The organism is Curtobacterium sp. PhB115 (assembly GCF_003752025.1).
Lineage (GTDB): Bacteria > Actinomycetota > Actinomycetes > Actinomycetales > Microbacteriaceae > Curtobacterium.
Genome location: NZ_RJKR01000006.1, coordinates 795,365 through 818,018 on the forward strand (window position 1 = coordinate 795,365; position 22,654 = coordinate 818,018).

Below are 22,654 nucleotides of genomic sequence, written 5' to 3' on the forward strand. Positions count from 1 at the left end.
ATCCAGGACGCTACATGAAAACGACTATCGATACTGATAGCGTGTTCAGGTGCCAGCGACCGATCCGATGCCCGCCGTCCGCCTCGAGCAGGTGAGCGCCCTGCGCGGGGAGCGGACCGTCCTCGACGGCCTCGACGCGGCCTTCCCGGCCGGCCGGGTCACCGCGCTGACCGGACCCAACGGATCCGGCAAGTCGACGCTGCTCGACGTGGTGGCGGGCGTGCTGCGGCCGACCGCCGGGCGCATCACGGGCCTCCCGTCAAGCGGCGTCGCCCACGTGAGCCAGTCCGTCCCGCCGACCACACTCCCGCTCACGGTCCGCGCGGCCGTCACGATGGGCCGGTGGCGTCACCGGGCCTGGTGGCGACCGCTCGGACGCGACGACCGCGCCGTCGTCGACGCGCAGCTCGAGCGGATGGCGATCGCCGAACTGGCCGACCGCCCGCTCGACGCGTTGTCCGGCGGCCAACGGCAGCGCACCCTCGTGGCACTCGGGCTGGCGCAGCGGGCGCGCGTGCTGCTCGTCGACGAACCGACGGCCGGCGTCGACGCGGCGTCCGCTGCGCTCGTGGTGGCGGTGCTCGCCGCCGAGGCTGCCGACGGCGTGGTGGTCGTGCACGCCGCACACGATCCGGTGGCGATCACCGCAGCCGACGCCGTGGTCACGCTCCCCGCGCCCTGACGGCGCGGGTGGCGATCAGGGGCAGGCGACGGCGACGGAACCCGTCGAGGTCGGCACCGGCACCGGTGCCGGAGCCTCGTCGGCGACCGGCACCGCGCTCGAGCGGCGCAGCCCGAGGGAGACGAGCACGATCGCACCCACGACGGCGACCCCTCCGGACAACCAGAAGTCCGCAGCGAGACCGAACGACGACACCGCTGTGCCGCCGAGCACCGACCCCGCGGCGATCGCGAGCTGGATGGTCGTGACGAACAGCGCGAGCCCGGTCTCGGACCCGGCGGGCGAGGCCGTGGACATCCACGTCTGCATGCCGAGCGGCAACGCGCCCCAGACCAGCCCCCACACCACGAGCAGCACGAACACCCCGACGACGGAGTGCGCGAGCAGGGGGAGCAGGACCACGGCGACCGCGAGGGCGACCTTGGACACGCTGATCGTCCCGAGCACGCTCCGTCCCAGGGTGAAGCCGGCGGCGAAGTTCCCGACGATCCCCGCGACGCCGAACACCAGGAGCGCGAGCGTGACGGTGTCCGGGCCGACCCCGACCAGGTCCTGCAGGTACGGCGCGATGTACGTGTACGCGGCGAACTGTGCGGCGAACAGGAACGCGGCGGCGATCAGGCCGACACGGGCACGGGGGACGCGGAGCAGCGAGCCGAGCGTCGCGAACCGGACCTGCTGCTGCGCGGGGATGCGCGGCAGCATCGCGAGCTGCAGGACGAGCGCGACCAGGCCGAGCACGCCGCCGATGACGAACGCGAGCCGCCAGGTGGCGAGCGACGACACGAGGGCGCCGAGCGGCAGGCTCACGACCGTCGCGACCGAGACGCCGGCGGTGATGAGCGAGGTCGCCCGGATCGTGGCGGCCGGCCGGACCAGTCGACCGGCGATGCCGGCGCCGATCGCCCAGAACCCGCCGATGCCGACGCCCAGGAGCATGCGCGCCACGAGCAGCACACCGAACGAGGGCGCGATCGCCGCGAGCCCGTCCGCCAGCACGAGCAGCACGGTCAACGACACGAGCACGACACGGCGGTCCACGCGCGAGGTCAGGACCGTGACGACCGGCGCCGCGACGGCACCGACGAGCCCGGTGGCGACGACCATGAGCCCGGCCGTGCCGATCCCGACGTCGAGGTCGGCGGCGATGGCGGGCAGGAGCCCGATCGGCAGGAACTCGGAGAGCACGAGGACGAAGGATCCGAGTGCGACGGACGTGACACCGAGCCACCCGCGGCGCTCTGCTGACGAGGTCATGGGTTCGTCAAGCAGCGCCGGTCGCGGGCCATTCCCGCGTGTCGTGTCGTTCCTCGCCGGGCGTCGCGGCTGACGCGGGTTCGGTGTCAGGCGTCGAGGGCGCGTCGGGCGGCCGCCACGACCTCGGCATCGGTCACGAAGTGCGCCGAACCGTCGTCGGCGCCGCCCATCGGGACCCCCGCGTGGGCGCTGTCCGGCGCCGCACGCTTCGCCGACAGGTGCACGGCGGCGGCGCCGGTCGCGACGAGCGCCGGGACGTCGGCCGGGGTGACGCCGGCACCGGCCATGACCTGCACGGGCCCGGCGGCGTCGACCATCCGGGCGATCGTGGCAGCGCCGGCTCCCGCGGTGGGGGCACCGCCGGACGTCAGCACGCGGGTGAACCCGAGCGCGGCGAGCGTGGCTGCTGCGGCGACGGGGTCCACCGCGTGGTCGATCGCCCGGTGCAGGGTGATCTCGGCGGTCGTGCTGACCGAGCGGGCGGCGTCGACGAAGCGGCGCAGGGCGTCCTCGTCGAGGGTCCGGTCCGGGCGCAGGGCACCGACGACGACGCCGGCGGCACCGGAGCGCAGGACCGTCCGGACCTCGCGCACCATGAGCTCGACCTCGTCGGGGGTGTGCACGAACCCGCCGGGGCGACACCGGACCAGCGCGTGCGCGGGGATCCCGGTCTCGTGGGTCGTCTCGACCAGGGCCTGCGACGGGGTCAGCCCGCCGAGCTCGAGCCCGACGCAGAGCTCGACCCGGTCGGCCCCGCCGTCCCGTGCGACGACCGCACCCTGCGGCGAGGTGACCGCGATCTCGAGTGCAACGGGCGAAGGGGTCATGCAGAGGCTCCGAGTGGCTGGTCCGAGGCCGGGATGATCCTGGCGGTCAGGTCCGGGGCCTCGGGGAACACTCGATCGTAGGGGAACATCGGCCGCTCGATCCGGTGGTGCCCGAGTCGCAGGAGGTCCTGGTCGACACCGCCGGGTGTCAGGGCGAGCATCCAGTCGGCCGCCATGTCGAACAGCTCCGGTTCGAGGTACCCGATCTTCACGATGACGATGTCGGCCTGCCGCGGTGCCAGGTCGAGATCGGTGAAGTCGTGCTCGTGGTGGTACGGCTTGCGGAGCTTCGTCAGGATGGCGAAGACGCTGCCGACCTGGAGCACGACCTCGGTCTCGGCGTCACGGTCGCCGTGCTTGATCGCGTGCACGCGGCCCGTCATGGTGATCGGGCCCGCGTGGACGGAGTCGACCGACGCACCGGCGGTCACGGTGATCGTCGCGCCGACGCCGGCTTCGACCGCCGCGGCGACGGCGGCCGCTCCGGGGACGCTGGCGTAGATCACGGTGGGGCCGTCGGCGCTGGCGAACGCCGGGTTCGCGAGCACCTGCGTCAGGCCCCAGGTCATGTCGCCGGAGCCGCCCGCGGTCGGGTTGTCGCCCGAGTCGGAGATGAAGTACGGCTTCGCGGCACCCGGGGCGAGCGCGGCGGCGAGGCACTCGTCGAACGAGCCGGTCGGCGCCACGAACACGAAGTCCTCGCGGGCATCCCAGAACGCTCGGGCCAGTCGCTCGGCGCCGGCGGCCACGGCGGCCTGGTCCCACCCGGTCACGACGGTGACGGCCTGGTCGCGGGGCTGGTCGGCCCACGCGTACCCGACCCAGATCGCGGCGTCGAGCACACCATCGGTCTGCTCGACGAGCGGCACCTGCCCGTACAGCGAGGCGGCGGGTTCGATGCGGGTCGAGGTCTGCTCGCCGGGGAGCAGGACGGGGATCGGGATCCACGCCTTCACGGGGCGCTGCGCGCCGACCGGCCGGGTGGTGAGCACGTCGACCAGGTTGCGCACGGCGCGCTCCTTCGTCTCCATGGCGTCCTCGTGCGGGGCCATCCGGTAGCAGGTGACGAGGTCGACCTGGTGGGCGAGTTCGCGCGTGACGTTGCCGTGCAGGTCCATCGACGCGGACACGATGACGTCCGGACCGATCACCGCACGGATCCGGCCGAGCAGGTCCGACTCGGCGTCGTCCAGCCCCTCGACGACCATGGCCCCGTGGATGTCGTACCAGAGGCCGTCGACGTGCTCAGCCTCGACGATCGCGGTCAGGCGGTCGACGATCTCCGCGGCGAGCGACTCGTACGAGTCGCGGTCCACGATGCCGCCGGGCAGGGCGTGCCCGATGAGTGCTCCGCGGAAGTCCGCCGCGTCCGACATCGCGGACAGGAACGGGTACCGCGCCACGACCTCGTCGCCACGGTCCGGGTGGAACGCCGGTGCGTGGGTGCGGGTGGGGGTGAAGGTCGACGTCTCGATGGCCAGTCCGGCGATGGCGACGACCGGACGGCGGGCACCGGCGGGGTCGGCGGGGACGGCGGGGGTGGCGGGCACGGTGTCAGACACGGACGCTCCTGTTCCTGGTGGTGGACTGCGGGATGGGGGTGGAGAGTTCCTCGAGTGACGCCGCGAGTCCACGCTGCAGCGCGAACTGCCCCGCGCCGACGAGCCCGGCGTCCGCGCCGAGCGACACCGGCTCGATGGCCAGGTGTTGCGTCATGAGCGGGTGGCAGCTCTCGTACAGCTGGCTGCGCACGGCGGCGATGAACGGGTCGAGTGTGGACAGGATGCCGCCGAGGTAGACGGCGTCCGGGTTGAAGAAGTTCACGTTGGCGGCGAGCACCTCGCCGAGGTACCGGCCGGCCAGGCGGACAGCGCGGGTGGCCTCCGGGTGGGCGTCCGACGCGAGCCGGACGACGTCCGCGGTGGAGGACACGTCGACCCCGGCGCCGGACAGGATCCGCACGAGAGCGGCGCCGGACGCGACGGTCTCGAGGCACCCGGTGTTCCCGCACGAGCACGGGGTGTCCCCGGCGGCGTCGATCCGCACGTGGGTGATGTCCCCGGCCGACCCCGTTGACCCGCGGTACAGCCGGCCGTCGATGACGATGCCGGCCCCGATCGCTGACCCGGCCTTGATCGTGATGGTCTGTCGCCGTCCGGCCGGCTGCACGCTCTGCTCGCCGGCGGCCATGCAGTTCGCGTCGTTGTCGACGATCGCCGGCAGGCCGAACCGCTCGCTCAACCAGCGTGCGACGGGGAAGCCGTTCCACCCGGGCATCCGGCTCGGCAGGTCCACGACGCCGGCCTCGACGTCGACGGGACCCGGCAGGCTCAGCCCGACGCCGCGCAGTCCGGCACGTCCGCGTTCGTCGGCGAGGCGCTCGAGCATCGTCGCCAGCCGTTGGAGCCCGGCCGTCGGGCCGTCCGAGAGCGCGAACGGGACGTTCGCGACCGACTCGAGCGCGCCTCCGGGCAGCACGATCCCGACCCGTGCGTGCCCACCGCCGACGTCCGCGGCGACCGCGTACTCGTCGACGCCGCCGATGCGGAGCACCTTGCGGGGGCGGCCGCCGGTCGAGACGTCGGTGCCCTCTTCGGCGAGGAGCCCGTGCGACAGCAGCTGGGCGACCACGTGCGACACGGTCGAGGGAGCGGCGCCGAGCAGCGTGGCGATCTCGGTCCGGCTCGCGGCCTGACCGGACGCGACGAGTTCGAGGACGCGAGCAGAGAGGTCCGTCACGACTTTCTCCAATCCGGGGGAAACGACGGCCGAACCGACCGAACACCCGGAGCCTAACCGGCGGAATGGCCCGTTCACCCTTTCGCCCAATCGGCAGAAACGCAGTTTTTACACGAAGATGTTTGTTTTTTCGACGGCTTTGGCCATTGACTGTGTCCGTGCCGCTCGGCACGTCTCGTGCTCCACCTCCCCGAACCCCCGACGCCGAACCGACGTCCCCCGCACTAGGAGACACCGCATGACCAAGCCCCGTCGCTGGGCGCTCCTCACCGGAGCCGCGATCGCCGTGAGCGCCCTGCTCGCCGGATGTTCCGGGGGCGGTTCCGCCACCTCGAACGCGAACCCGGACGAGATCGACTACGCCCTCCCCGCGAACTTCACGCCGAACTGGATCCTGCCGATCGGCACGGCCGCGCACCTCAACACGAACAACGGCTCCATCGCCCAGTCGCTGTACGAGCCGCTCATCGCCTACGACGGTTCCACCGGCAAGATCGCCTGGAACAAGGACGGCTCGGTCGCCACGGACGCGGACTTCGCGGACGACGGCAAGAGCGTCACGGTGACCCTCGGTGACCGGCACTGGTCCGACGGTGAGGCCATCACGAGCCGTGACGTCGAGTTCTGGTTCAACCTCATCAAGGCGAACAAGGACCAGTGGGGCTCGTACTCCGAGGGCAAGGCGCCGGACAACTGGACCTCGTTCAAGGCCGTCGACGACACGCACTTCACGATCACGTTCGACAAGGCGTACAACTCGGACTGGATGCTCGCCAACCAGCTGAGCCACATCATCCCGCTGCCGCAGCACGCCTGGGACAAGACCAGCGCGAGCGCGAAGGTCACCGACGCTGACGAGACCACCGCCGGCGCGAAGCAGGTCTGGAAGTACCTCAACACCGCCGCGGGCAAGATCTCCGACTACGCCAGTGACGACCTGTGGAAGACCATCTCCGGTCCGTACGGCGTCAAGGCGTTCACGACCGCCGGCAAGGTCACGCTGACCGAGAACAAGAAGTACGACGGCGGCGAGAAGCCCTCGATCGCGACGGTCAACCTGCTGCCCTTCACGACGGCCGACGCCGAGGTGAACGCGGTCCGTTCCGGCGAGGTCGACTACGGCTACATCAACGCCACGGACATGGACCAGGAGTCCTCGTTCACGGCGAAGGGCTACGAGGTCGAGCCGTGGACCGGCTGGGCCATCACGTACATGCCGTACAACTTCAACAACCCGGACATGGGTGCGGTCTTCAAGCAGCTGTACGCACGCCAGGCCGTGCAGATGTCGATCGACCAGAAGTCCCTGTCGAAGGTCGTCTTCAACGGCACCGCCACCTCGACCTACGGTCCGATCCCGCAGGCGCAGGAGTCCGACTACGTCTCCGACGTGCAGAAGGACAACCCGTACCCGTTCAGCACGAAGAAGGCCAAGGCGCTGCTGACGAGCCACGGCTGGGAGGAGCAGGGCGGCACCATGGTCTGCACCGACCCCGGCACGTCGGCGGATCAGTGTGGCGAGGGCGTCGAGGACGGCACGAAGTTCACGATGGGCGTGCTGTCGCAGTCCGGCTCGACCGTGACCGACAACATGATGAGCGCGATCCAGTCCTCGCTCGCGAAGACCGGCATCGGCTTCACGATCAAGACCGCGCCGGTGTCGAGCGTCCTGTCGCAGACCCCGACGTGCACGTCCGACGAGGCCAGCTGCGACTGGGACCTGTCCTTCTTCGGCACCGCGGGCAGCTGGTACTTCCCGGCCTACCCGACCGGTGAGTCGCTCTTCTCGACCGGTGGTTCGGCGAACTTCGGCTCGTACTCGAACAAGGAGGTCGACTCCCTGATCGACGCGACGACCACCTCGACCGACGCCACCGCCGTGCAGGACTACAGCGCCGCGGTCGCGAAGGACCTGCCGGTGATCTGGCTGCCGAGCCCCGACTACCAGATCTCGGTCGTCAAGAAGGGCCTGTCCGGGTTCGACCAGGACTCGCTCGCCAACTTCCACCCGGCCCAGTGGAAGTGGAACAACTAAGACCGTGACCACGGACGGGAGGCGCGGTGCGGGTCCGACCCGCACCGCGCCTCCCGTCCGCTCCGACGCAACAACCCAGACGACGGAAGCCGCATGACCACAGCTCTCTACCTCACCAGGCGCGTCCTGCAGGCGCTCGCGGTGATCCTCATCGTCACGATCGTGGTGTTCTGCCTGCTGCACGCGCTGCCCGGAGGACCCGCTCGCGGGGTCCTCGGTGTCTCCGCGACCCCCGCGCAGATCGCCCTCTTCAACCAGGCGCAGGGGCTCGACCAGCCGCTGCCCGTGCAGTACCTCCGGTTCCTCGGTCGCCTGGTGACCGGTGACCTCGGCACCTCGTACACGCTCAACGAACCGGTGTCGCAGCTCATCGCGGAACGCCTGCCGAAGACCCTCGTCCTGACCGGCATGTCCGCGGTGCTCGGCATCGTGCTCGCCATCCCGATCGGCATGTGGCAGGCGATCCGTCGCAACGGCGCGGTCGACTACGCCGCCACCGCCCTGGCCTTCGTCTTCTACTCGACGCCGGCGTTCTTCCTCGGCCTCGTCCTGATCATCGTCTTCAGCCAGCAGCTGCCGTGGCTGCCGTCGCAGGCGCCGAGCGGGAACACCCTTGCCGAGGTGTTCCAGGACCCGGCCGGACTCGTGCTGCCCGTGGTGACCGGAGCGCTCGCGATGATCGCGGTGTTCAGCCGGTACATGCGGGCGTCGACGCTCGAGAACCTGCAGGAGGACTACGTCCGCACCGCCCGCGCCGGTGGGGCGTCGACGGCCGCGATCCTCCGCCGCCACGTGTTCCGGAACTCGCTGACGCCCGTCGTCGCGATGCTCGGCTACTACCTGCCGGTGCTGTTCGGCGGCGCGCTCGTCACCGAGCAGCTGTTCAACTACCCCGGCATGGGCCTGTTGTTCTGGAACGCGGCGCAGTCGTCGGACTACCCGACGCTGCTCGGCTGCGTCCTCGTCATCTCGATCGCCACCGTCATCGGCACCCTGCTCGCCGACGTCGCGCAGTCGCTCATCGACCCCCGTGTGAAGGCAGGCCGCGCATGACCGCCCAGCTCGCTCCGTCAGCGCCTGGCGCACCGCTCATCGACCCCGTCGCGGCGACCGGCTGGAAGCTCGCCGCCCGCCGGTTCCGCCGGAACACCCTCGCCGTGATCGGCCTCGCCGTGGTCGTCGTGATCGTGCTGTTCTGCTTCGTCGGACCGTTCCTCTACCCGACCGACCAGACCCACACCCTGCTCGAACAGGCCAACCAGGGCCCGAGCGGCGCGCACTGGCTCGGCACCGATGCCGTCGGCCACGACGTCCTCGGCCGCCTGATGTACGGCGGCAAGGTCTCGCTCATGGTCGGCATCGCCGCCGGGGTCCTGGCCACGGTCGTCGGCACGCTCTGGGGATCGGTCGCCGGCTACGTCGGCGGCTGGGTCGACGCCCTGATGATGCGCGTCGTCGACGCGGGCATCGCGATACCGGCGCTGTTCATCCTGCTCGTCATCTCGGCGATCACGACGCCGGGGGTCGCCGGGCTCATCGTGATCCTCGGCCTGGTGTCGTGGCTCGTGCCCTCTCGCCTGATCCGCGCCGAGACCCTGACGCTGAAGAACCGGGACTACGTGCTCACCCTCCGCGCGATCGGGGGCTCCCACGCCCGCGCGATCGGCAAGCACCTGCTGCCGAACTCGGTGTCCACCATCGTCGTCGCGGCCACGTTCCAGGTCGCCGACGCGATCCTCCTCGTCGCCTACGTCTCGTACCTCGGGCTCGGCGTGCAGCCGCCCGCGACGGACTGGGGCGGCATGCTCTCGGCGGGACTCACCGCCGCCTACTCCGGACACTGGTGGCTCATCGTGCCGCCGGGTCTGGCCGTGATCCTGGTCGTCTGCGCGTTCAACGCGGTGGGCGACGGGCTCCGTGACGCCTTCGACGTGAGGGGCCGCTGATGACCGACATCCTGCGCACGAACGACCTCGGGGTCGCGTTCAGCACCGAGTCCGGCACGGTCTCCGCCGTCCGCGGAGTCTCCCTGTCGGTCGCCGCCGGCGAGACCCTCGCGCTCGTCGGTGAGTCCGGGTCGGGCAAGTCCACCGTCGCCCTGGCCGCGATGGGACTGCTCTCCGGCAACGCGACCGCCACCGGCAGCGCGGTCGTCGCCGGGCACGAGGTCGTCGGTTCCGCCGAACCCGCCCTCCGTGCCCTCCGGGGCTCGACCGTCTCGATGGTGTTCCAGGAACCCGCGACCGCCCTCGACCCGCTCACCCGCGTCGGTGCGCAGATCGCCGAGGTCATCCGGAACCACCGCGACGTCTCCGCGGCGGCCGCCAACGCCGAGGCCGTCGACCTGCTGGACCGGGTCGGCATCCCCGACCCGGCGCAGCGCGCCCGGGCGTTCCCGTTCCAGCTCTCCGGCGGACAGCGGCAGCGCGTCGTCATCGCGATGGCGATCGCGAACGCGCCGAAGCTGCTCATCGCCGACGAACCGACGACCGCACTGGACGTCACCGTGCAGGCCGAGATCCTCGAACTCCTGCGCAAGCTCGCGGTCGAGTCGGGCACCGGCGTGCTGCTCGTCACCCACAACATGGGTGTCGTCGCGGACTTCGCGGACCGGGTCGCGGTGATGCTCCAGGGCGAGATCGTCGAGACCGGCAGCGTCGAAGACGTCCTGCTCCGTCCGGAGCACGAGTACACGAAGCGGCTGCTCGCGGCGGTGCCGCGGCTCGACGTGGCGGGGGACCGTCCGCCGGCTCCCGTCGTCGACACGGGTGCCGAGGAAGCCGGGAGGCCCGGTGCGGCCCCGGTGGTCGACCTGCGGGACGTCACGGTGACGTTCGGGCGCGGGGCGCGAGCCGTCCACGCCCTCAAGGGCATCGACATCGCCGTGCACGCCGGTGAGACCGTCGGCCTGGTCGGCGAGTCCGGCTCCGGCAAGTCCACCGCCGCACGGGTCGCGCTCGGACTGATCAAGCCCACCTCCGGTACGGTCGCGCTGTTCGGGCAGGACCTCCGGACGGCCCGTGGCCGGGACCGGCGGGCACTGCGCTCCGGCATCGGCGTCGTGCTGCAGGACCCGGTGGCCTCGCTCGATGCTCGGATGTCGGTGGCCGAGTGCATCGCCGAGCCGCTCGCCGTGCACCGCCGTGGCATGTCCTCGGCCGACCGTCGTCGTCGGATCGACGAGGTCCTCGACGCCGTCCGGTTGCCCCGCGCCCTCGCGACCCGAGCGCCGCGGGAGCTCTCCGGCGGGCAGCGCCAGCGCGTCTCGCTCGCCCGTGCCCTCGTGCTCGAGCCGCGGTTGCTCGTCGCCGACGAACCCACCTCGGCGCTCGACGTCAGCGTGCAGGAGACCGTCCTCGAGGTCCTCGGCGAACTGCAGGACGACCTCGGGTTCGCGTGCCTGTTCGTCTCGCACGACCTCGCCGTCGTGCAGCACTTCGCCGAGCGCGTCGTCGTGATGCGCCAGGGCGTCGTCGAGGAGCAGGGCACCACCGGCACGACGCTGCTGCACCCGACGACCGACTACACCCGACGTCTGCTCGCCGCCGTCCCGGTGCCGGACCCGGTCCTGCAACGGCAACGCCGGGCCGAGCGCCTCGCATCGCTCGCGGCGGTGACCGCGTGACCCGGGTCCTCGCCGGCGTCGACGTCGGCGGCACGAACACGAAGGTCGTCCTGACGACCCTCGGTCTCGACGTGATCGACCGTGTCGACCTGCCGACGCCCGCCCACGCGGGTGGCGCGGCGATCGTGACGGCCGCGGTCGGGGCGGTGACGGGTCTGCTCGAGACGCACCGGGCCTCCTTGGCGGGTGTCGGGGTGGGCGCGGCCGGCGTGGTCGACGCGACCACGGGGACCGTCCTGGTCACCGGCAACTCGTTCACCGGCTGGGCCGGTTACGGCGTGACCCGCGCGGTCACCGACGCGCTCGGCGTGCCTGCGACCCTGGACAACGACGTGAACGCGTTCCTGCTCGGCGAGATCGCCACCGGAGCCGTCGTGGGGGAGTCCGACGTGCTCGGCATGACCCTCGGCACCGGGGTCGGTGGTGCGTTCGTGCTGGGCGGCGAGCTGTTCGCGGGGCCGCGCGGCGCCGCCGGTGAGATCGGCCACGTGCCGGGCTTCGGCGACGCGGTGTGCACCTGCGGACAGGTCGGACACCTGGAGACCCTCGCCGGTGCGCGGGGGATCGCCGACCGCTACGCCGAACGGTCCGGGCGGCGGGTGTCGGCGCGCGACGTCGCCGTCGCCGCACGAGCGGGCGATGCCGACGCCGCCGCCGTCTTCGCGACCGCCGGGTGGGGGCTGGCCCGTGCGGCGCTCCTCACCGCGGGGATCCTCGACGTCACGACGGTCGTCATCGGCGGTGGCATCGCGCGGTCCTGGGACCTGCTCGAGCCGGCCATCACCGAGGCGATCGCCGCGGAGCCGCCGGTGAGCGGTGCGACGATCCGGCTCGCGCAGTCGACCCTCGGGTCGGACGCCGTGGCGCTCGGGGCGGCCGCGCAGGTGCGGGCACTGGTGCCGGAGACCGAGCCGGCGTAGGGCCGACCGTCCTCAGCGCACCCAGACGACGATGCCGCGCAGGTCGTGCAGGACCGCGGCGAGGCCGGCCCGCAGTGCGCGGTCGGCGCGCTCGTCGGTGAAGGTGTCCGGGTCGTAGTGGCTCGACGGGCCGAGGCCCTCGCCCCGGAAGCCTCCGCCGGTCCAGTCCACGGCCGTGACGTTCGACGTCGGTTCGGCGATCTCGGCACCGACGACCAGGAACTGCTGGTGGAGCGCCGTCGGTGACACGGCGGCGAGCGGGTCCACCATGTGGTTGCCGACGCTGATGACCAGGTCGGCCTGGTCGTCGATCGCACGGGTCACTGCGGCGATCCGGTCGTCGACGTCCTCCGCCGTCACCCGGGTGACGTGGACGTCCTCGGCAGCGGCCCACGACTCGACGGCGTCGACGAGGGTGCGGGTCGGTGCGTCGTCGGCGGTGTCGCCGGCGTCCGACAGGAGCACGACGTCGTAGTCGTCGGGCGCGTGCACCCCGGACCACGAGCCCGGCTCCGGGTGGATGGTCGCCTCGGGCGCCGGCGGCTGGTCCGGGTCGGAGAAGCCGGCACCGAGGACTCCCGCTGACGCGTGCGCGGAGGCCGTCGCGGACGGTCCGGTCCCCGCCGCGGTGGAGCAGCCGGCCAGCAGCGCGGTGCCGGCGCCGACGAGTGCGACGGCGGTCAACAGGGCGGTGGTCCGGGTGGCAGAGCGGTTCACCGGATCATCGAAACACGTCGGCGGGGTGCGCCGGGCCGGTGCCCGTGGCTGTCCGGGACCTGTCCCACTGCTGGTCACCGGCTGTTCACCTGCCGGTCGTCCGCACGCCGCATCGTCTGCTCGGTGATCTCCGGAACCACCAGCGCGCCCGTGCGTCGACGCCCCTCCCACCCGACCTCGTGGATCGCGCGCACCGTCGCCGCCCTCGTCCTGCTCGGAGCCGTCGTCGTCGGCGCCCTCGGCGGTGCGGGCTCCGCGAGCGCGCACGGCTTCAGCTCCGTCGTCTACGCGAAGGTGACGTCAGACACGACGTCGACGGGTGAGACGCCGACGAACCCGACCGTGGTGCACGCGGAACTCGGGCTCGAGTACGACCTCATGCTCGTCTCCGTCGCCACGAGCGAGCACGACGACCCGTTCCACGAGCAGGGCCAGGCGGCCTGGGACGACGGTGACTTCCCGGGCATGGTGTCCGCAGCCGAGGAACACGCCACCGCCCTCGGGAAGTACGTGTTCGACCGGTTCGAGGTGACCTCCGGCGGGCAGTCCTGTACCGGGGTGCTCGGCAAGGAGATCACGGTCGACCTGCAGGACGAGGTGCCGTACGCCCACGTGTCGGCGGACTTCACCTGCCCCGAGGCCGGCCACACCGAGTCCGGGCACGTCGTCACGTCGTCGCTGTTCCCGGACAGCGAGTCCTTCGTCACCGACACGAAGACGATCGTCACCTACGACGTCGACGCGAAGCAGGGTTCCGCGACGCTCGACGCCGCGCAGCCGTCGTTCTCGACCGAGCAGTCCGCCGGCCAGCGCTTCTGGGAGTTCTTCCGCCTCGGCGCCGAGCACCTGCTGACCGGGATCGACCACATCCTGTTCCTCGTCGCGCTCATCGCCGGGTCCAGGCGCCTGCGCGAAGTGGTCTTCACCGCGTCGGCGTTCACGATCGCGCACTCGATCACGTTCATCCTCGCGGCGCTCGGCGTCGTCAGCCCGCCGGCGATCGTCGTCGAGCCGCTCATCGCCCTGTCGATCGCGGCCGTGGCCGGCTGGTACCTGTGGCGGCTCTGGCGGCGGCGGTCGAAGGCGGACGAGCTGGTGGTGGGGGCGCACGGGCACTTCTCGCTCGACCGTGCCGGGTGGACGCGGTTGGCCGTGGTGTTCGCCTTCGGACTCATCCACGGGCTCGGGTTCGCCGGCGCCCTGGGCATCCACGAGGCGTTCTCGTGGCAGCTGCTCGTGTCGCTCCTCATCTTCAACGTGGGCATCGAGGCGGTGCAGCTCGCGATCGTCGTCATCGTGTTCCCGCCGCTGTCGCTCCTGCGTCGGAGGGCGCACCGGGTCTCGCTCTGGGTGACCGGCACCGTGACCGCAGGGGTGTTCGTGATGGGGATGATCTGGTTCGTCGAGCGGCTGGCAGCAGGCTGACGACGTTTCGTCACTCAGCGTTTACCAAGACTTTTTGCAGTGCATGCAGAGTCACGTGTGCTGCACATCCCACGTCTGAGAAACGGAACACCATGAGTCTCCTGTCCGGCGCCGCCTCTCGGCGCAGAACCACCACTCTCCGCGTCTGCGGGGCCGTCCTCGGGGCCGCGCTCATCGCCGGCGCCTCGATGGTCGGCACGAACGTCGCGTCCGCCGCGACGAACACCCCCACGACGAACATCTCGACCGGCGGTCCGCTCCACGTCCTGCTGGGCGTCGGCACCACCGAGAGCCAGCGCATCGCCTCGTGGTACTTCCCCACGAACGTGGCGCAGTCGCTCGAGATCCAGAAGACCGCGTCGATGACGGACGGCGTCTTCACCGACGCCAAGAAGACCATCGCCGCGGCGAAGGCCGCGAACACCGCAGCGGACACGAGCGCGACCGACTCGAACACGAAGAACATCGCGGGCATCGCCGCCGAGTCGGGCTACATCAACGCGCACGCGACGATCTCCGACCTCGAGCCGAACACCTCGTACACGTACCACGTCGGTGCGGCGGACGGCTCGGCGTGGTCTGCTTCGTACACGTTCACCACGAAGAGCTTCTCCGGCGACTTCGACTTCCTGTTCTTCGGTGACCCGCAGATCGGCTCGTCGGGCTACGTCGACGACGACGGCGCCGGCTGGGCGGACACGCTGCAGTACGCCACGACGACCGAGCCGAACGCCGAGCTCCTCGTCTCCGGCGGCGACCAGGTCGAGCACGCCAACAACGAGTACGAGTGGAGCGCGTTCGCCGACAGCAGCGACGTCCTCAAGCGCTACCCGTGGGCATCGACCATCGGCAACCACGACGTGGGCGGCAAGGCCTACGAGCAGCACAACCAGGTGCCGAACTCGCTGAAGGCCCCCGACTACTACCCGGCCGGCAACACCACCACGAACTCCGGTGGCGACTACTGGTACAAGTACAAGGGCGTCCTGTTCATCGACATCAACTCGAACGCCTACGCCGGCGGTTCGGACGCGGCCCACGTCTCCTACGTGCGTGACGTGATCAACCGCTTCGGTGACGACGCGAAGTGGACCGCGCTGGTCTACCACCACTCGATCTACTCGCCGGCCGACCACGCGAACGACACCGACAACCAGCAGCGCCGCGTCGACTTCACCAAGGCCTTCTCGGACCTCGGTGTCGACATCGTCCTGCAGGGCCACGACCACTCCTACTCGCGCAGCTACGCGATCAAGAACGGCAAGAAGGCCAACGTCAACGAGCAGCCCGCTGCTCCCGAGGTCTTCTCCGGCCCCGGCGGCGTCATCTACATCACCGCGAACTCCGCGTCGGGTTCGAAGTACTACGACCTGACCACCCCGGACGCCACCAAGAGCAACTACGGCGCCGACCCGCTCGACCCGACCGGCAAGCGTCACTGGGCCAACTCGGTCGAGAACCAGGAGCACGTCCGCACCTTCGTGAAGGTGTCGGTCACCGACGACAAGCTGGCCGTGCAGGACATCCGCGCGAGCGACTGCACCACGCTCAACTCCGCCGTCACCCACGGCAACGTCGACAGCTGCGGCGTGACGCTCCAGCCGACCGCCTCTGCCGACCCGGCAGCGATCGGTTCGACGGTCGACGAGTTCGACCTGCACGCCACCCTGCCGGCGACGACCACGAGCCTCGCCGTGTCCGCCGCGACGCAGACGTACAAGGCCGCGAAGCCCGCAACGGTCACCGCGACCGTCGCCGGCGGCATCGGCAAGCAGCAGGGCACCGTCACCGTCTCGGACGGCGCGAAGGTGCTCGGCACGGCAGTGGTGAAGGACGGCACGGCGAGCATGACGCTGCCGAGCACCCTCGCCATCGGCAAGCACACGCTCACGGCCTCGTTCGTCAACGCGGACTCGACCTTCTCGGGCACCGACTCGAAGACCACGAAGGCGTCCACCGTCACGGTCACGAAGGCGACGTCCCGCACGGCGCTGAAGTACACCGGTGGCAAGGCGACCGTGCAGGTCAAGGCCACGGGCTTCACCGTGAACGGCACCGCCCGGATCTACCAGGGCACGAAGCGTCTCGCGACCGTCACCGTGAAGAACGGCAAGGTCACCTCGGCGCTCCCGCTGAAGAAGGGCACGCACAAGCTGCACGCCGTCTTCGCCGGGACCACCGAACTCTCGACGAGCACCAGCCCGGTGCAGTCGATCGTCGTCAAGTAGCACCCGCACGAACGAACGGCCCCGCGACTCCGGTCGCGGGGCCCTTCCGCGTGTGCAGGTGGCGGCGACGGGACACCGCAGCACACCCGTCGTCCTGCGAAGTGCGGACTGGCGCGACCCCCGAACGGGGGTGAGGATACTGCTCAGTTGCACAGCGCAACGGGTCAGGTGCTTCCCCCGACAGAGGAGTCGTCATGAAGAAGTCCATCGCAGCCGCGTTCGCCGCGGTCGCCGTCGTCACCGCGGGCGTGTTCGTCGCCGCACCTGCCTCGGCCCTGCCGGCCAGTACGAAGATCGTCGGTGGCGAGAAGGCCCCCGCGACCTCGTGGGCGGTCCAGCTCGAGGCCTCCGGAGGCTCCATCCCGTCCGGGTACGTCAGCAACTGCACCGGCGAGCAGATCACCGCCTCGTGGATCCTCACCGCCCGCCACTGCATCGACGGCATCGGTGCGATGAACGTCTACCACTCGAACTCCACCACCAACCGGGGCGCCGCGGTCGCGGTCGACCGAGTCAGTGCGGCACCGGCCGGTGACGTCGCGCTCGTGCACCTCCGGACGGCGTACGCGCTCTCGTCCTACGCGCAGCTCGACCTCACCGCGACGGCGAAGTCGAGCGGCACCGGCACGATCGAGGGCTACGGCCTCCGCGCGAACGCCGTCCAGTCCGACGCGCTCTACCAGGCGTCCGTGTCGCTCACCGGCGCGAGCACCGACGCGTACTCCGGGCGTGCCCAGCACGTCACCGGCGTGACCGGCGCCTCGAACCACGGCGACTCCGGCGGACCGCTGCTCGTCGGCGGCAAGGTCGTCGCCGTCTGCTCCACCGGCGACAGCGCCGATCCCGGCGCGAACACCACGGCCGGATCGAACTACGCGCTGCTGTCGCAGGCGTCCGCCTGGATCCGGTCCACGGCAGGCGTCTGAACCACCCGACGGACTGGAGGCGCGGTGCCAGCCCGCACCGCGCCTCCAGGCCGTCAGACCAGGTCGTCGACCGCCGCGTGCCGGCCCGGCCGGTCCGTCCGGGCCGCCCCGCCCAGCGGCAGGGCGTCGCTCGTCGTCCGCAGCGACTCCTGACGGAGCTCGAGCTGCGTGACGGCCAGCGCCGCCAGGTCCCGCAGGTTCGCGAGGTCCGCGTCGGTGGCCGTGCGCGGACGGGTGTCGAGCACCGCGAGGGTCCCGATCGTCGCGCCGTCGTGCCGGACCATCGGCACGCTCGCGTAGAAGCGGATCCCGAGGGGACCGGTGACGAGCGGGCTGTTGCGCATCTCCGGGTGCGCCGCACCGTCGGGGATGACGACCGGCTCCGGCACCGGCGCGAACCCGTTCCGGAAGCTGATGCTCCGCGCCGACTCGTCGATGCCCTCCGCGATGTACGAGTGCGACCACTCCCGGTCGTCGTCGAGCACCTCGACCAGGGCGATCGGTGCGTCGAAGAGTCGTGCGGCCATCGCGGTCGTGCGCTGCAGGGCCTCGTCGGGCAGCTGGTCGAGGGTGGCCGGACGTGCCGGCTCGACGGCGCGGGGACCGAGGTCGCCCGGTGTCGGCGCCGGGTGGTCCTCACCCGCCGTCTCGGTGATCACGACGTCGCGGAGCATCGCGACCAGATCGGCACCGGCGGGACGCTCGTGCGGGTCCCGAGCGGTCATCGCGGTCAGGACGGTCCGCCAGTGCGCGGGGAGCGGCTCCGGGACGACGGGGTCCCGCGACAGCCGCGCGACCGCGGACTCGACGATCGACCCCGGGAACTCCTGCCGCCGCGTGAAGCACTGCAGCAGCACGAGCCCGAGGGAGTACACGTCGCTCGGCGGCCCGACCTCGGCACCGCGGGCCTGCTCCGGACTGAGGTACGCGGCGGTCCCCGTCGTGACGCCGTCGGCGGTGAGGCGTTCGACGCCCTCGGCCAGCGCGATCCCGAAGTCCGTCAGGGTCGCACGGGCGCGGTCCGAACCGTTGCCGTAGTCGACGAGCAGGATGTTCGACGGCTTCAGGTCGCGGTGCACGACGCCGCGCGTGTGGATGTAGTCGAGGGCCTCGGCCATGTCGTAGCCGACCTCGGCGATGTGGCGTGGTGCGAGCGGCCCAGCCGCGAGTCGCTCCTCGAGGTCCTGTCCCGTCACGAGCGCCATCACGATGAAGCGCTGCCGCCGCCCGTCCTGACCACCGACGACCCCGGCGTCGAGCAGGCTCACCAGGTTGTGGTGCTCGAGCGACGCGAGCACACCCTGCTCGGCCTCCTGCCGGGCGATGTCGACCGTGCCCGGGTGGAACAGCTTCACCGCGACCGGACGGTCGAGGGTCTCGTCGTGCGCCCGGTAGACGACGGCCATGCCGCCCCGTCCGACGACGGACTCCAGCCGGTAGCGGTCGGCGATCAACGGGGTGGTCGCGTCGTGTTCCTCCGTCGGGACCATGCATGCCTCGTTCTCGGTCGGCGGGGGCGGGAAGTTGCATCATCCCATCAGCGGACGGCGGTTCGGCGCGCGCTGCGTTCCGTGGCTCAGGGCTGGGTCTCCGGGCAGGTCCCTCCGAGCACGATGGAGCGCATGAGCCAGTACGACAAGCGCGACCCGAACACCCTCTACCCGGCCCCGCCGTACCCGGAGCAGGAGCAGTCCCTGCCGGGTGCCGCGTGGAAGATGGACCCGAAGCCCGACCACGGCGAGGAGAGCTACGTCGGCCGGGAACGACTGACCGGCTACCGCGGGATCGTCACCGGTGCCGACTCCGGCATCGGGCGCGCGGCCGCGATCGCACTGTCCCGCGAAGGCGCCGACCTGGTCCTGTCCTACCTGCCGGACGAGCAGGAGGACGCCGAACAGGTCCGTGACCTGCTCGAGTCCGAGGGGCGTCGCGCCGTGCTGTTCCCCGGGGACATCTCCGACGAGCAGTACTGCAAGGACCTGGTGCAGCAGGGCGTCGACGAGTTCGGCGGTCTCGACACCCTGGTCATGGTCGCCGGCCGCATGGACAGCAACGACGACATCCTGACCCTCGACACGTCGATGTTCGACTCGACGTTCAAGACCAACATCTACTCGCTGTTCTGGCTGACCAAGGCAGCGGTGCCGCACCTCGAGCCGGGCTCCACCATCGTCACGACCGGCTCGATCCAGGCGTCGACGCCCTCGCCGGACAAGATCGACTACGCGGTCTCGAAGGGTGCGATCAAGCTCTTCACCGAAGCCGTCGCGCAGCAGCTCGCGCCGAAGGGCATCCGCGTGAACTCGGTCGCTCCTGGCCCCGTGTGGACGCCGCTGCAGCCGGGCTCCGACGACGCCGAGACCGTGTCGCACTTCGGCGAGAGCTCGCCGTTCGGTCGCCCCGGACAACCCGCCGAGCTGGGTGCCGCGTACGTGCACCTGGTCAGCCCGGAGTCGAGCTACCAGTCCGGCTCGACGATCACGATCGCCGGCGGGACACCGGCGTTCTGATGGGATCCGGAGTCACGCACGTCGTGTTGGTCGAGTGGAGCGGGGAGGACCGGTCGGCCGAGGCCGATGCGCTGTCCCGCGAGCACCTGCCGAGGATCGAGGGGGTCGAGTCCGTCCGTTCCGGCCGGAGCATCAGCTCCGAAGGGCTCGAAGGCGGGTTCCACTGGATGCTGACGGTCCGGTTCCGCGACCGTGCGGCACTCGAGGGCTACCTGCCGCACCCGGAGCACCGGCCGGTGGCGGAGTTCATCGGCGGTGCGAGCGACCGGGTGGTGGTGTTCGACACCGCGGACGACGACGCTGCCGCCTGACGGCGTCACATGTCGTTCACATCCGCGTCGTACGATCAGGGCGTGACCGACCCGAGTGGACGCACCGTCCTGCTGACCGCGTTCGAACCGTTCGGTGGCGCCGAGCGGAATCCCTCATGGGACGCCGTGCAGCGGGTGGCCGAGACGTGGGACGGCCCGGCGACGGTCGTCGTCGAGCAGCTCCCCGTCGCGTTCGCCGAGGTCCGGCCGGCGCTCGCCGCGGCGATCCAGCGGCACCGCCCGGAGATCGTCATCGCCACCGGCGTCGCGGAGGGGCGCGCGGCGGTCACCCCGGAGCGCGTGGCGATCAACGTCGACGACGCCCGGATCCCGGACAACGTCGGCGCGCAGCCCATCGACGAGCCGATCGACCCGCACGGACCGACGGCGTACCTGACCGGGCTGCCGGTGAAGCGCATCGTCCGGGACATCCGGGCGGCCGGCGGCGTCGCAGCGGTGTCGAACACGGCGGGGACGTTCACGTGCAACCACGTCTTCTACGACCTCATGTCGATCGCCGGTCGTGAGGGCATCCGCGCCGGGTTCGTGCACGTGCCGGCGACGCCGGAGTCCGCGACCGGCGACGTGCCGACGCTCGAGCTCGCGGCGATCGCGGACGCGCTGACGATCGCCGTGCTGGCCACGCTCGACCCCGCACCGGACGCGGTGGCCGTCGGCGGCGCCGAGCACTGACGGCCCGCGCGGCCACGCTACTCGACCAGCGACTGCGTCCCGACCACGATCGCCAGCGCCAACCGTTCGGCGTCCACCGAGCCCGGCACCGCCGTGTACGCCAGGATCCGCAGGTCGTCCGACCCGACCACGAGGGTGTCGCAGTCGAGTGTGATGAGCCCGACGTCCGGGTGGTCGATGACCTTCCGCCGAGCCAGCTCGCCGACGCTGGCCGTGCCCGAGTCCCACAGCTCCACGAACCGCGGGCTCGCCGCCCGCAGCTCCCGCACGAGCTGCTGCAGCTGCCGGTCGAGCGGGTACCGGGCTGCCGTCATCCGCAGGTCGGCCACGAGGCTCTCCTCGAACGCCGCCTGCTCCTGGGCCGAGTGCACCGCGCGGCTGCCTGAGCCGACGAGGTGGCGCCACGCGGTGTTCCGCTCGATCCCGCGCATCCCGTCGATCGGTCCCATCAGGGCTTCGTGGGGCCGGTTGGCCACGAGAAGGTTCCCGGCTGCGTCGAGCACCGCGACGGGGGTGTCGGCCAACCGGTCGAGGAGCCGTTGCACGCTCGGCGGGATCCGCGACGGCACGACGTCGGCGCCCGGTGCCGCGTGTCCGGCGAGCCGGTACAGCAGCTCTCGCTCGGCGTCCGAGACCCGGAGCGCACGCGTCAACGCCTCGACGACCTGGGCGGACGGGGACGTCGCTCGGCCCTGCTCGAGCCGGGTCAGGTAGTCGGCGGAGATCCCCGCGAGTCCCGCGAGCTCCTCGCGCCGCAGTCCCGCCGCCCGCCGTCGAGGTCCGACGGTCAGGCCGGCCGCCGCCGGGCTGACGTGGTCGCGGAGCCGTCGCAGGGTGTGCCCGAAGTCCGTGTCCGCCATGCCACCAGTCTGCGCGCACGCCCCGATCGCGTCCTGGCCCCACCAGTCCTACGACAACCGGGTGACTCCCTGGGGCGGACGCCGAGCGCGACGCTGGACCCATGACAACGACACTCGTCACCGGCGCCACTCGTGGCCTCGGCAAGGAAACCGCCCGCCAGCTCGTCGAGGCGGGCCACACCGTCTGGATCGGCGCCCGCGACGCCGACCAGGGAGCAGCCGTCGCCGCCGAGATCGGCGCACGCTCCGTCCAGCTCGACGTCCGCGACGACGACTCGGTCGCCGCCGCGTTCGCACACATCGACGCGAACGGCGGCCTGGACGTCCTGGTCAACAACGCCGGCATCGCGATGTGGGGACTGAACGGGCCGGACGCGCTCGCCGTGTTCGACACGAACGCCGTCGGGATCGTCCGCACGACCGAGGCCGCGCTGCCGATCCTGCGCCGCTCAGGTGCTCCGCTCGTCGTCAACGTCGGGAGTGCGCTCGGGTCCTTCTCGGCGGTGCACGACCCGGACAGTGCCGCGTCGACCGTGCAGGCGGCGGTCTACGGCGCGAGCAAGTCCGCCGTCTCGATGCTCACGGTGCAGTACGCCCGCATCGCACCCGAGGTGCGGTTCGTCGTGCTCGAGCCCGGCTACACCGCGACCGAGCTGGGTGGGGTGCCGAACCCGCACGGTCGCCCCGTCGACGTCAGCGCGGCGACGATCCGGGCCGCCGCGAGCGTGGGCCCGGAGGGCCCGACCGGCGTGTTCCTGGAGGACGGCCAGCCGCTCGGGTGGTGACCACAGAACGGACTGGAGGCGCGGTGCCAGCTGGCACCGCGCCTCCAGTCCGTCATCCGGTCGCGTCTACAGCAGCTGCCGCGCGTTGGTCGACGCGAGGTCCAGCAGCTCGTC

Annotated in this window: 20 protein-coding genes; 13 read left to right on the plus strand and 7 right to left on the minus strand. The window is 71.4% G+C overall.

From position 1 onward, the window contains the following. Window positions 1-49 precede the first annotated feature (49 nt). Entirely contained in the window at window positions 50-682 is a 633-nt protein-coding gene (gene aztA, locus EDF19_RS09430) for a zinc ABC transporter ATP-binding protein AztA (protein WP_260217054.1), read from the plus strand. A 15-nt stretch (window positions 683-697) separates the two neighbouring features. Here aztA and EDF19_RS09435 read toward each other — a convergent pair whose 3' ends face one another. The 4 genes from EDF19_RS09435 to EDF19_RS09450 all read right to left on the minus strand — a co-directional run bounded on the left by EDF19_RS09435 (window position 698) and on the right by EDF19_RS09450 (window position 5,505). Beyond that, on the minus strand, window positions 698-1,939 hold the full coding sequence (locus EDF19_RS09435; protein WP_123680599.1) for an MFS transporter: 1,242 nt from the start codon (window positions 1,937-1,939) through the stop codon (window positions 698-700). 86 nt (window positions 1,940-2,025) lie between these two features. Further along, a complete protein-coding gene (locus EDF19_RS09440) occupies window positions 2,026-2,766 on the minus strand; it encodes a copper homeostasis protein CutC (protein WP_123680600.1) in 741 nt (246 codons plus the stop codon). Next, the gene (locus EDF19_RS09445; RefSeq protein WP_123680601.1) at window positions 2,763-4,328 is read right to left on the minus strand and encodes a M81 family metallopeptidase; all 1,566 of its coding nucleotides are present in this window, start codon (window positions 4,326-4,328) and stop codon (window positions 2,763-2,765) included. Before EDF19_RS09445 ends, EDF19_RS09440 begins: the two co-directional genes overlap by 4 nt. Then, window positions 4,321-5,505: an ROK family protein gene (locus EDF19_RS09450; RefSeq protein WP_123680602.1), complete on the minus strand. Its 1,185-nt coding sequence runs from the start codon at window positions 5,503-5,505 to the stop codon at window positions 4,321-4,323. The genes EDF19_RS09445 and EDF19_RS09450 overlap by 8 nt, the downstream gene beginning before the upstream one ends. 238 nt (window positions 5,506-5,743) lie before the next feature. Between EDF19_RS09450 and EDF19_RS09455 the strand changes: the two genes are divergently transcribed. The 5 genes from EDF19_RS09455 to EDF19_RS09475 all read left to right on the plus strand — a co-directional run bounded on the left by EDF19_RS09455 (window position 5,744) and on the right by EDF19_RS09475 (window position 12,085). Beyond that, window positions 5,744-7,540, plus strand: coding sequence for a peptide ABC transporter substrate-binding protein (locus EDF19_RS09455; RefSeq protein WP_123680603.1), 1,797 nt, complete (start codon window positions 5,744-5,746; stop codon window positions 7,538-7,540). A gap of 93 nt (window positions 7,541-7,633) precedes the next feature. After that, complete coding sequence (locus EDF19_RS09460) at window positions 7,634-8,593, plus strand: ABC transporter permease (RefSeq protein WP_123680604.1); 960 nt, start codon at window positions 7,634-7,636, stop codon at window positions 8,591-8,593. Beyond that, window positions 8,590-9,486, plus strand: coding sequence for an ABC transporter permease (locus EDF19_RS09465; protein ID WP_123680605.1), 897 nt, complete (start codon window positions 8,590-8,592; stop codon window positions 9,484-9,486). The genes EDF19_RS09460 and EDF19_RS09465 overlap by 4 nt, the downstream gene beginning before the upstream one ends. Next, entirely contained in the window at window positions 9,486-11,165 is a 1,680-nt protein-coding gene (locus EDF19_RS09470) for an ABC transporter ATP-binding protein (RefSeq protein WP_123680606.1), read from the plus strand. The genes EDF19_RS09465 and EDF19_RS09470 overlap by 1 nt, the downstream gene beginning before the upstream one ends. After that, a complete protein-coding gene (locus EDF19_RS09475; protein WP_123680607.1) occupies window positions 11,162-12,085 on the plus strand; it encodes an ROK family protein in 924 nt (307 codons plus the stop codon). Before EDF19_RS09470 ends, EDF19_RS09475 begins: the two co-directional genes overlap by 4 nt. Window positions 12,086-12,097: 12 nt before the next feature. Here the strand turns inward: EDF19_RS09475 and EDF19_RS09480 are convergent, their stop codons facing one another. Then, window positions 12,098-12,802 (minus strand): hypothetical protein, encoded by a 705-nt coding sequence (locus EDF19_RS09480; RefSeq protein WP_123680608.1) that lies wholly within the window; start codon window positions 12,800-12,802, stop codon window positions 12,098-12,100. Window positions 12,803-12,925: 123 nt separating this feature from the next. On the opposite strand from EDF19_RS09480, the gene EDF19_RS09485 reads away from it, so the two are divergent. The 3 genes from EDF19_RS09485 to EDF19_RS09495 all read left to right on the plus strand — a co-directional run bounded on the left by EDF19_RS09485 (window position 12,926) and on the right by EDF19_RS09495 (window position 17,381). Continuing rightward, window positions 12,926-14,227, plus strand: coding sequence for a HupE/UreJ family protein (locus tag EDF19_RS09485; protein WP_123680609.1), 1,302 nt, complete (start codon window positions 12,926-12,928; stop codon window positions 14,225-14,227). A 92-nt stretch (window positions 14,228-14,319) separates the two neighbouring features. Continuing rightward, entirely contained in the window at window positions 14,320-16,455 is a 2,136-nt protein-coding gene (locus tag EDF19_RS09490; protein WP_185022760.1) for an Ig-like domain repeat protein, read from the plus strand. Window positions 16,456-16,649: 194 nt separating this feature from the next. Further along, a complete protein-coding gene (locus EDF19_RS09495) occupies window positions 16,650-17,381 on the plus strand; it encodes a trypsin-like serine protease (RefSeq protein WP_123680610.1) in 732 nt (243 codons plus the stop codon). 53 nt (window positions 17,382-17,434) lie between these two features. On the opposite strand, the gene EDF19_RS09500 is transcribed toward EDF19_RS09495, so the two are convergent. Further along, complete coding sequence (locus tag EDF19_RS09500) at window positions 17,435-18,871, minus strand: GAF domain-containing serine/threonine-protein kinase (protein WP_123680611.1); 1,437 nt, start codon at window positions 18,869-18,871, stop codon at window positions 17,435-17,437. 132 nt (window positions 18,872-19,003) lie between these two features. On the opposite strand from EDF19_RS09500, the gene EDF19_RS09505 reads away from it, so the two are divergent. From EDF19_RS09505 to pcp, 3 genes are read left to right on the plus strand one after another with little or no spacing between them, the layout of a single operon-like run. Further along, window positions 19,004-19,891 (plus strand): SDR family oxidoreductase, encoded by an 888-nt coding sequence (locus EDF19_RS09505; protein WP_123680612.1) that lies wholly within the window; start codon window positions 19,004-19,006, stop codon window positions 19,889-19,891. Next, entirely contained in the window at window positions 19,891-20,202 is a 312-nt protein-coding gene (locus EDF19_RS09510) for a Dabb family protein (RefSeq protein WP_123680613.1), read from the plus strand. Before EDF19_RS09505 ends, EDF19_RS09510 begins: the two co-directional genes overlap by 1 nt. Before the next feature lie 42 nt (window positions 20,203-20,244). Next, window positions 20,245-20,895 carry a pyroglutamyl-peptidase I gene (pcp, locus tag EDF19_RS09515; RefSeq protein WP_260217057.1) on the plus strand — a complete coding sequence of 217 codons (651 nt, stop codon included), beginning with the start codon at window positions 20,245-20,247 and terminating at the stop codon, window positions 20,893-20,895. 17 nt (window positions 20,896-20,912) lie between these two features. Here pcp and EDF19_RS09520 read toward each other — a convergent pair whose 3' ends face one another. Next, window positions 20,913-21,755 (minus strand): helix-turn-helix transcriptional regulator, encoded by an 843-nt coding sequence (locus tag EDF19_RS09520; RefSeq protein ID WP_123680615.1) that lies wholly within the window; start codon window positions 21,753-21,755, stop codon window positions 20,913-20,915. Window positions 21,756-21,856: 101 nt separating this feature from the next. On the opposite strand from EDF19_RS09520, the gene EDF19_RS09525 reads away from it, so the two are divergent. Beyond that, entirely contained in the window at window positions 21,857-22,540 is a 684-nt protein-coding gene (locus EDF19_RS09525; protein ID WP_123680616.1) for an SDR family NAD(P)-dependent oxidoreductase, read from the plus strand. Window positions 22,541-22,654: the final 114 nt, after the last annotated feature.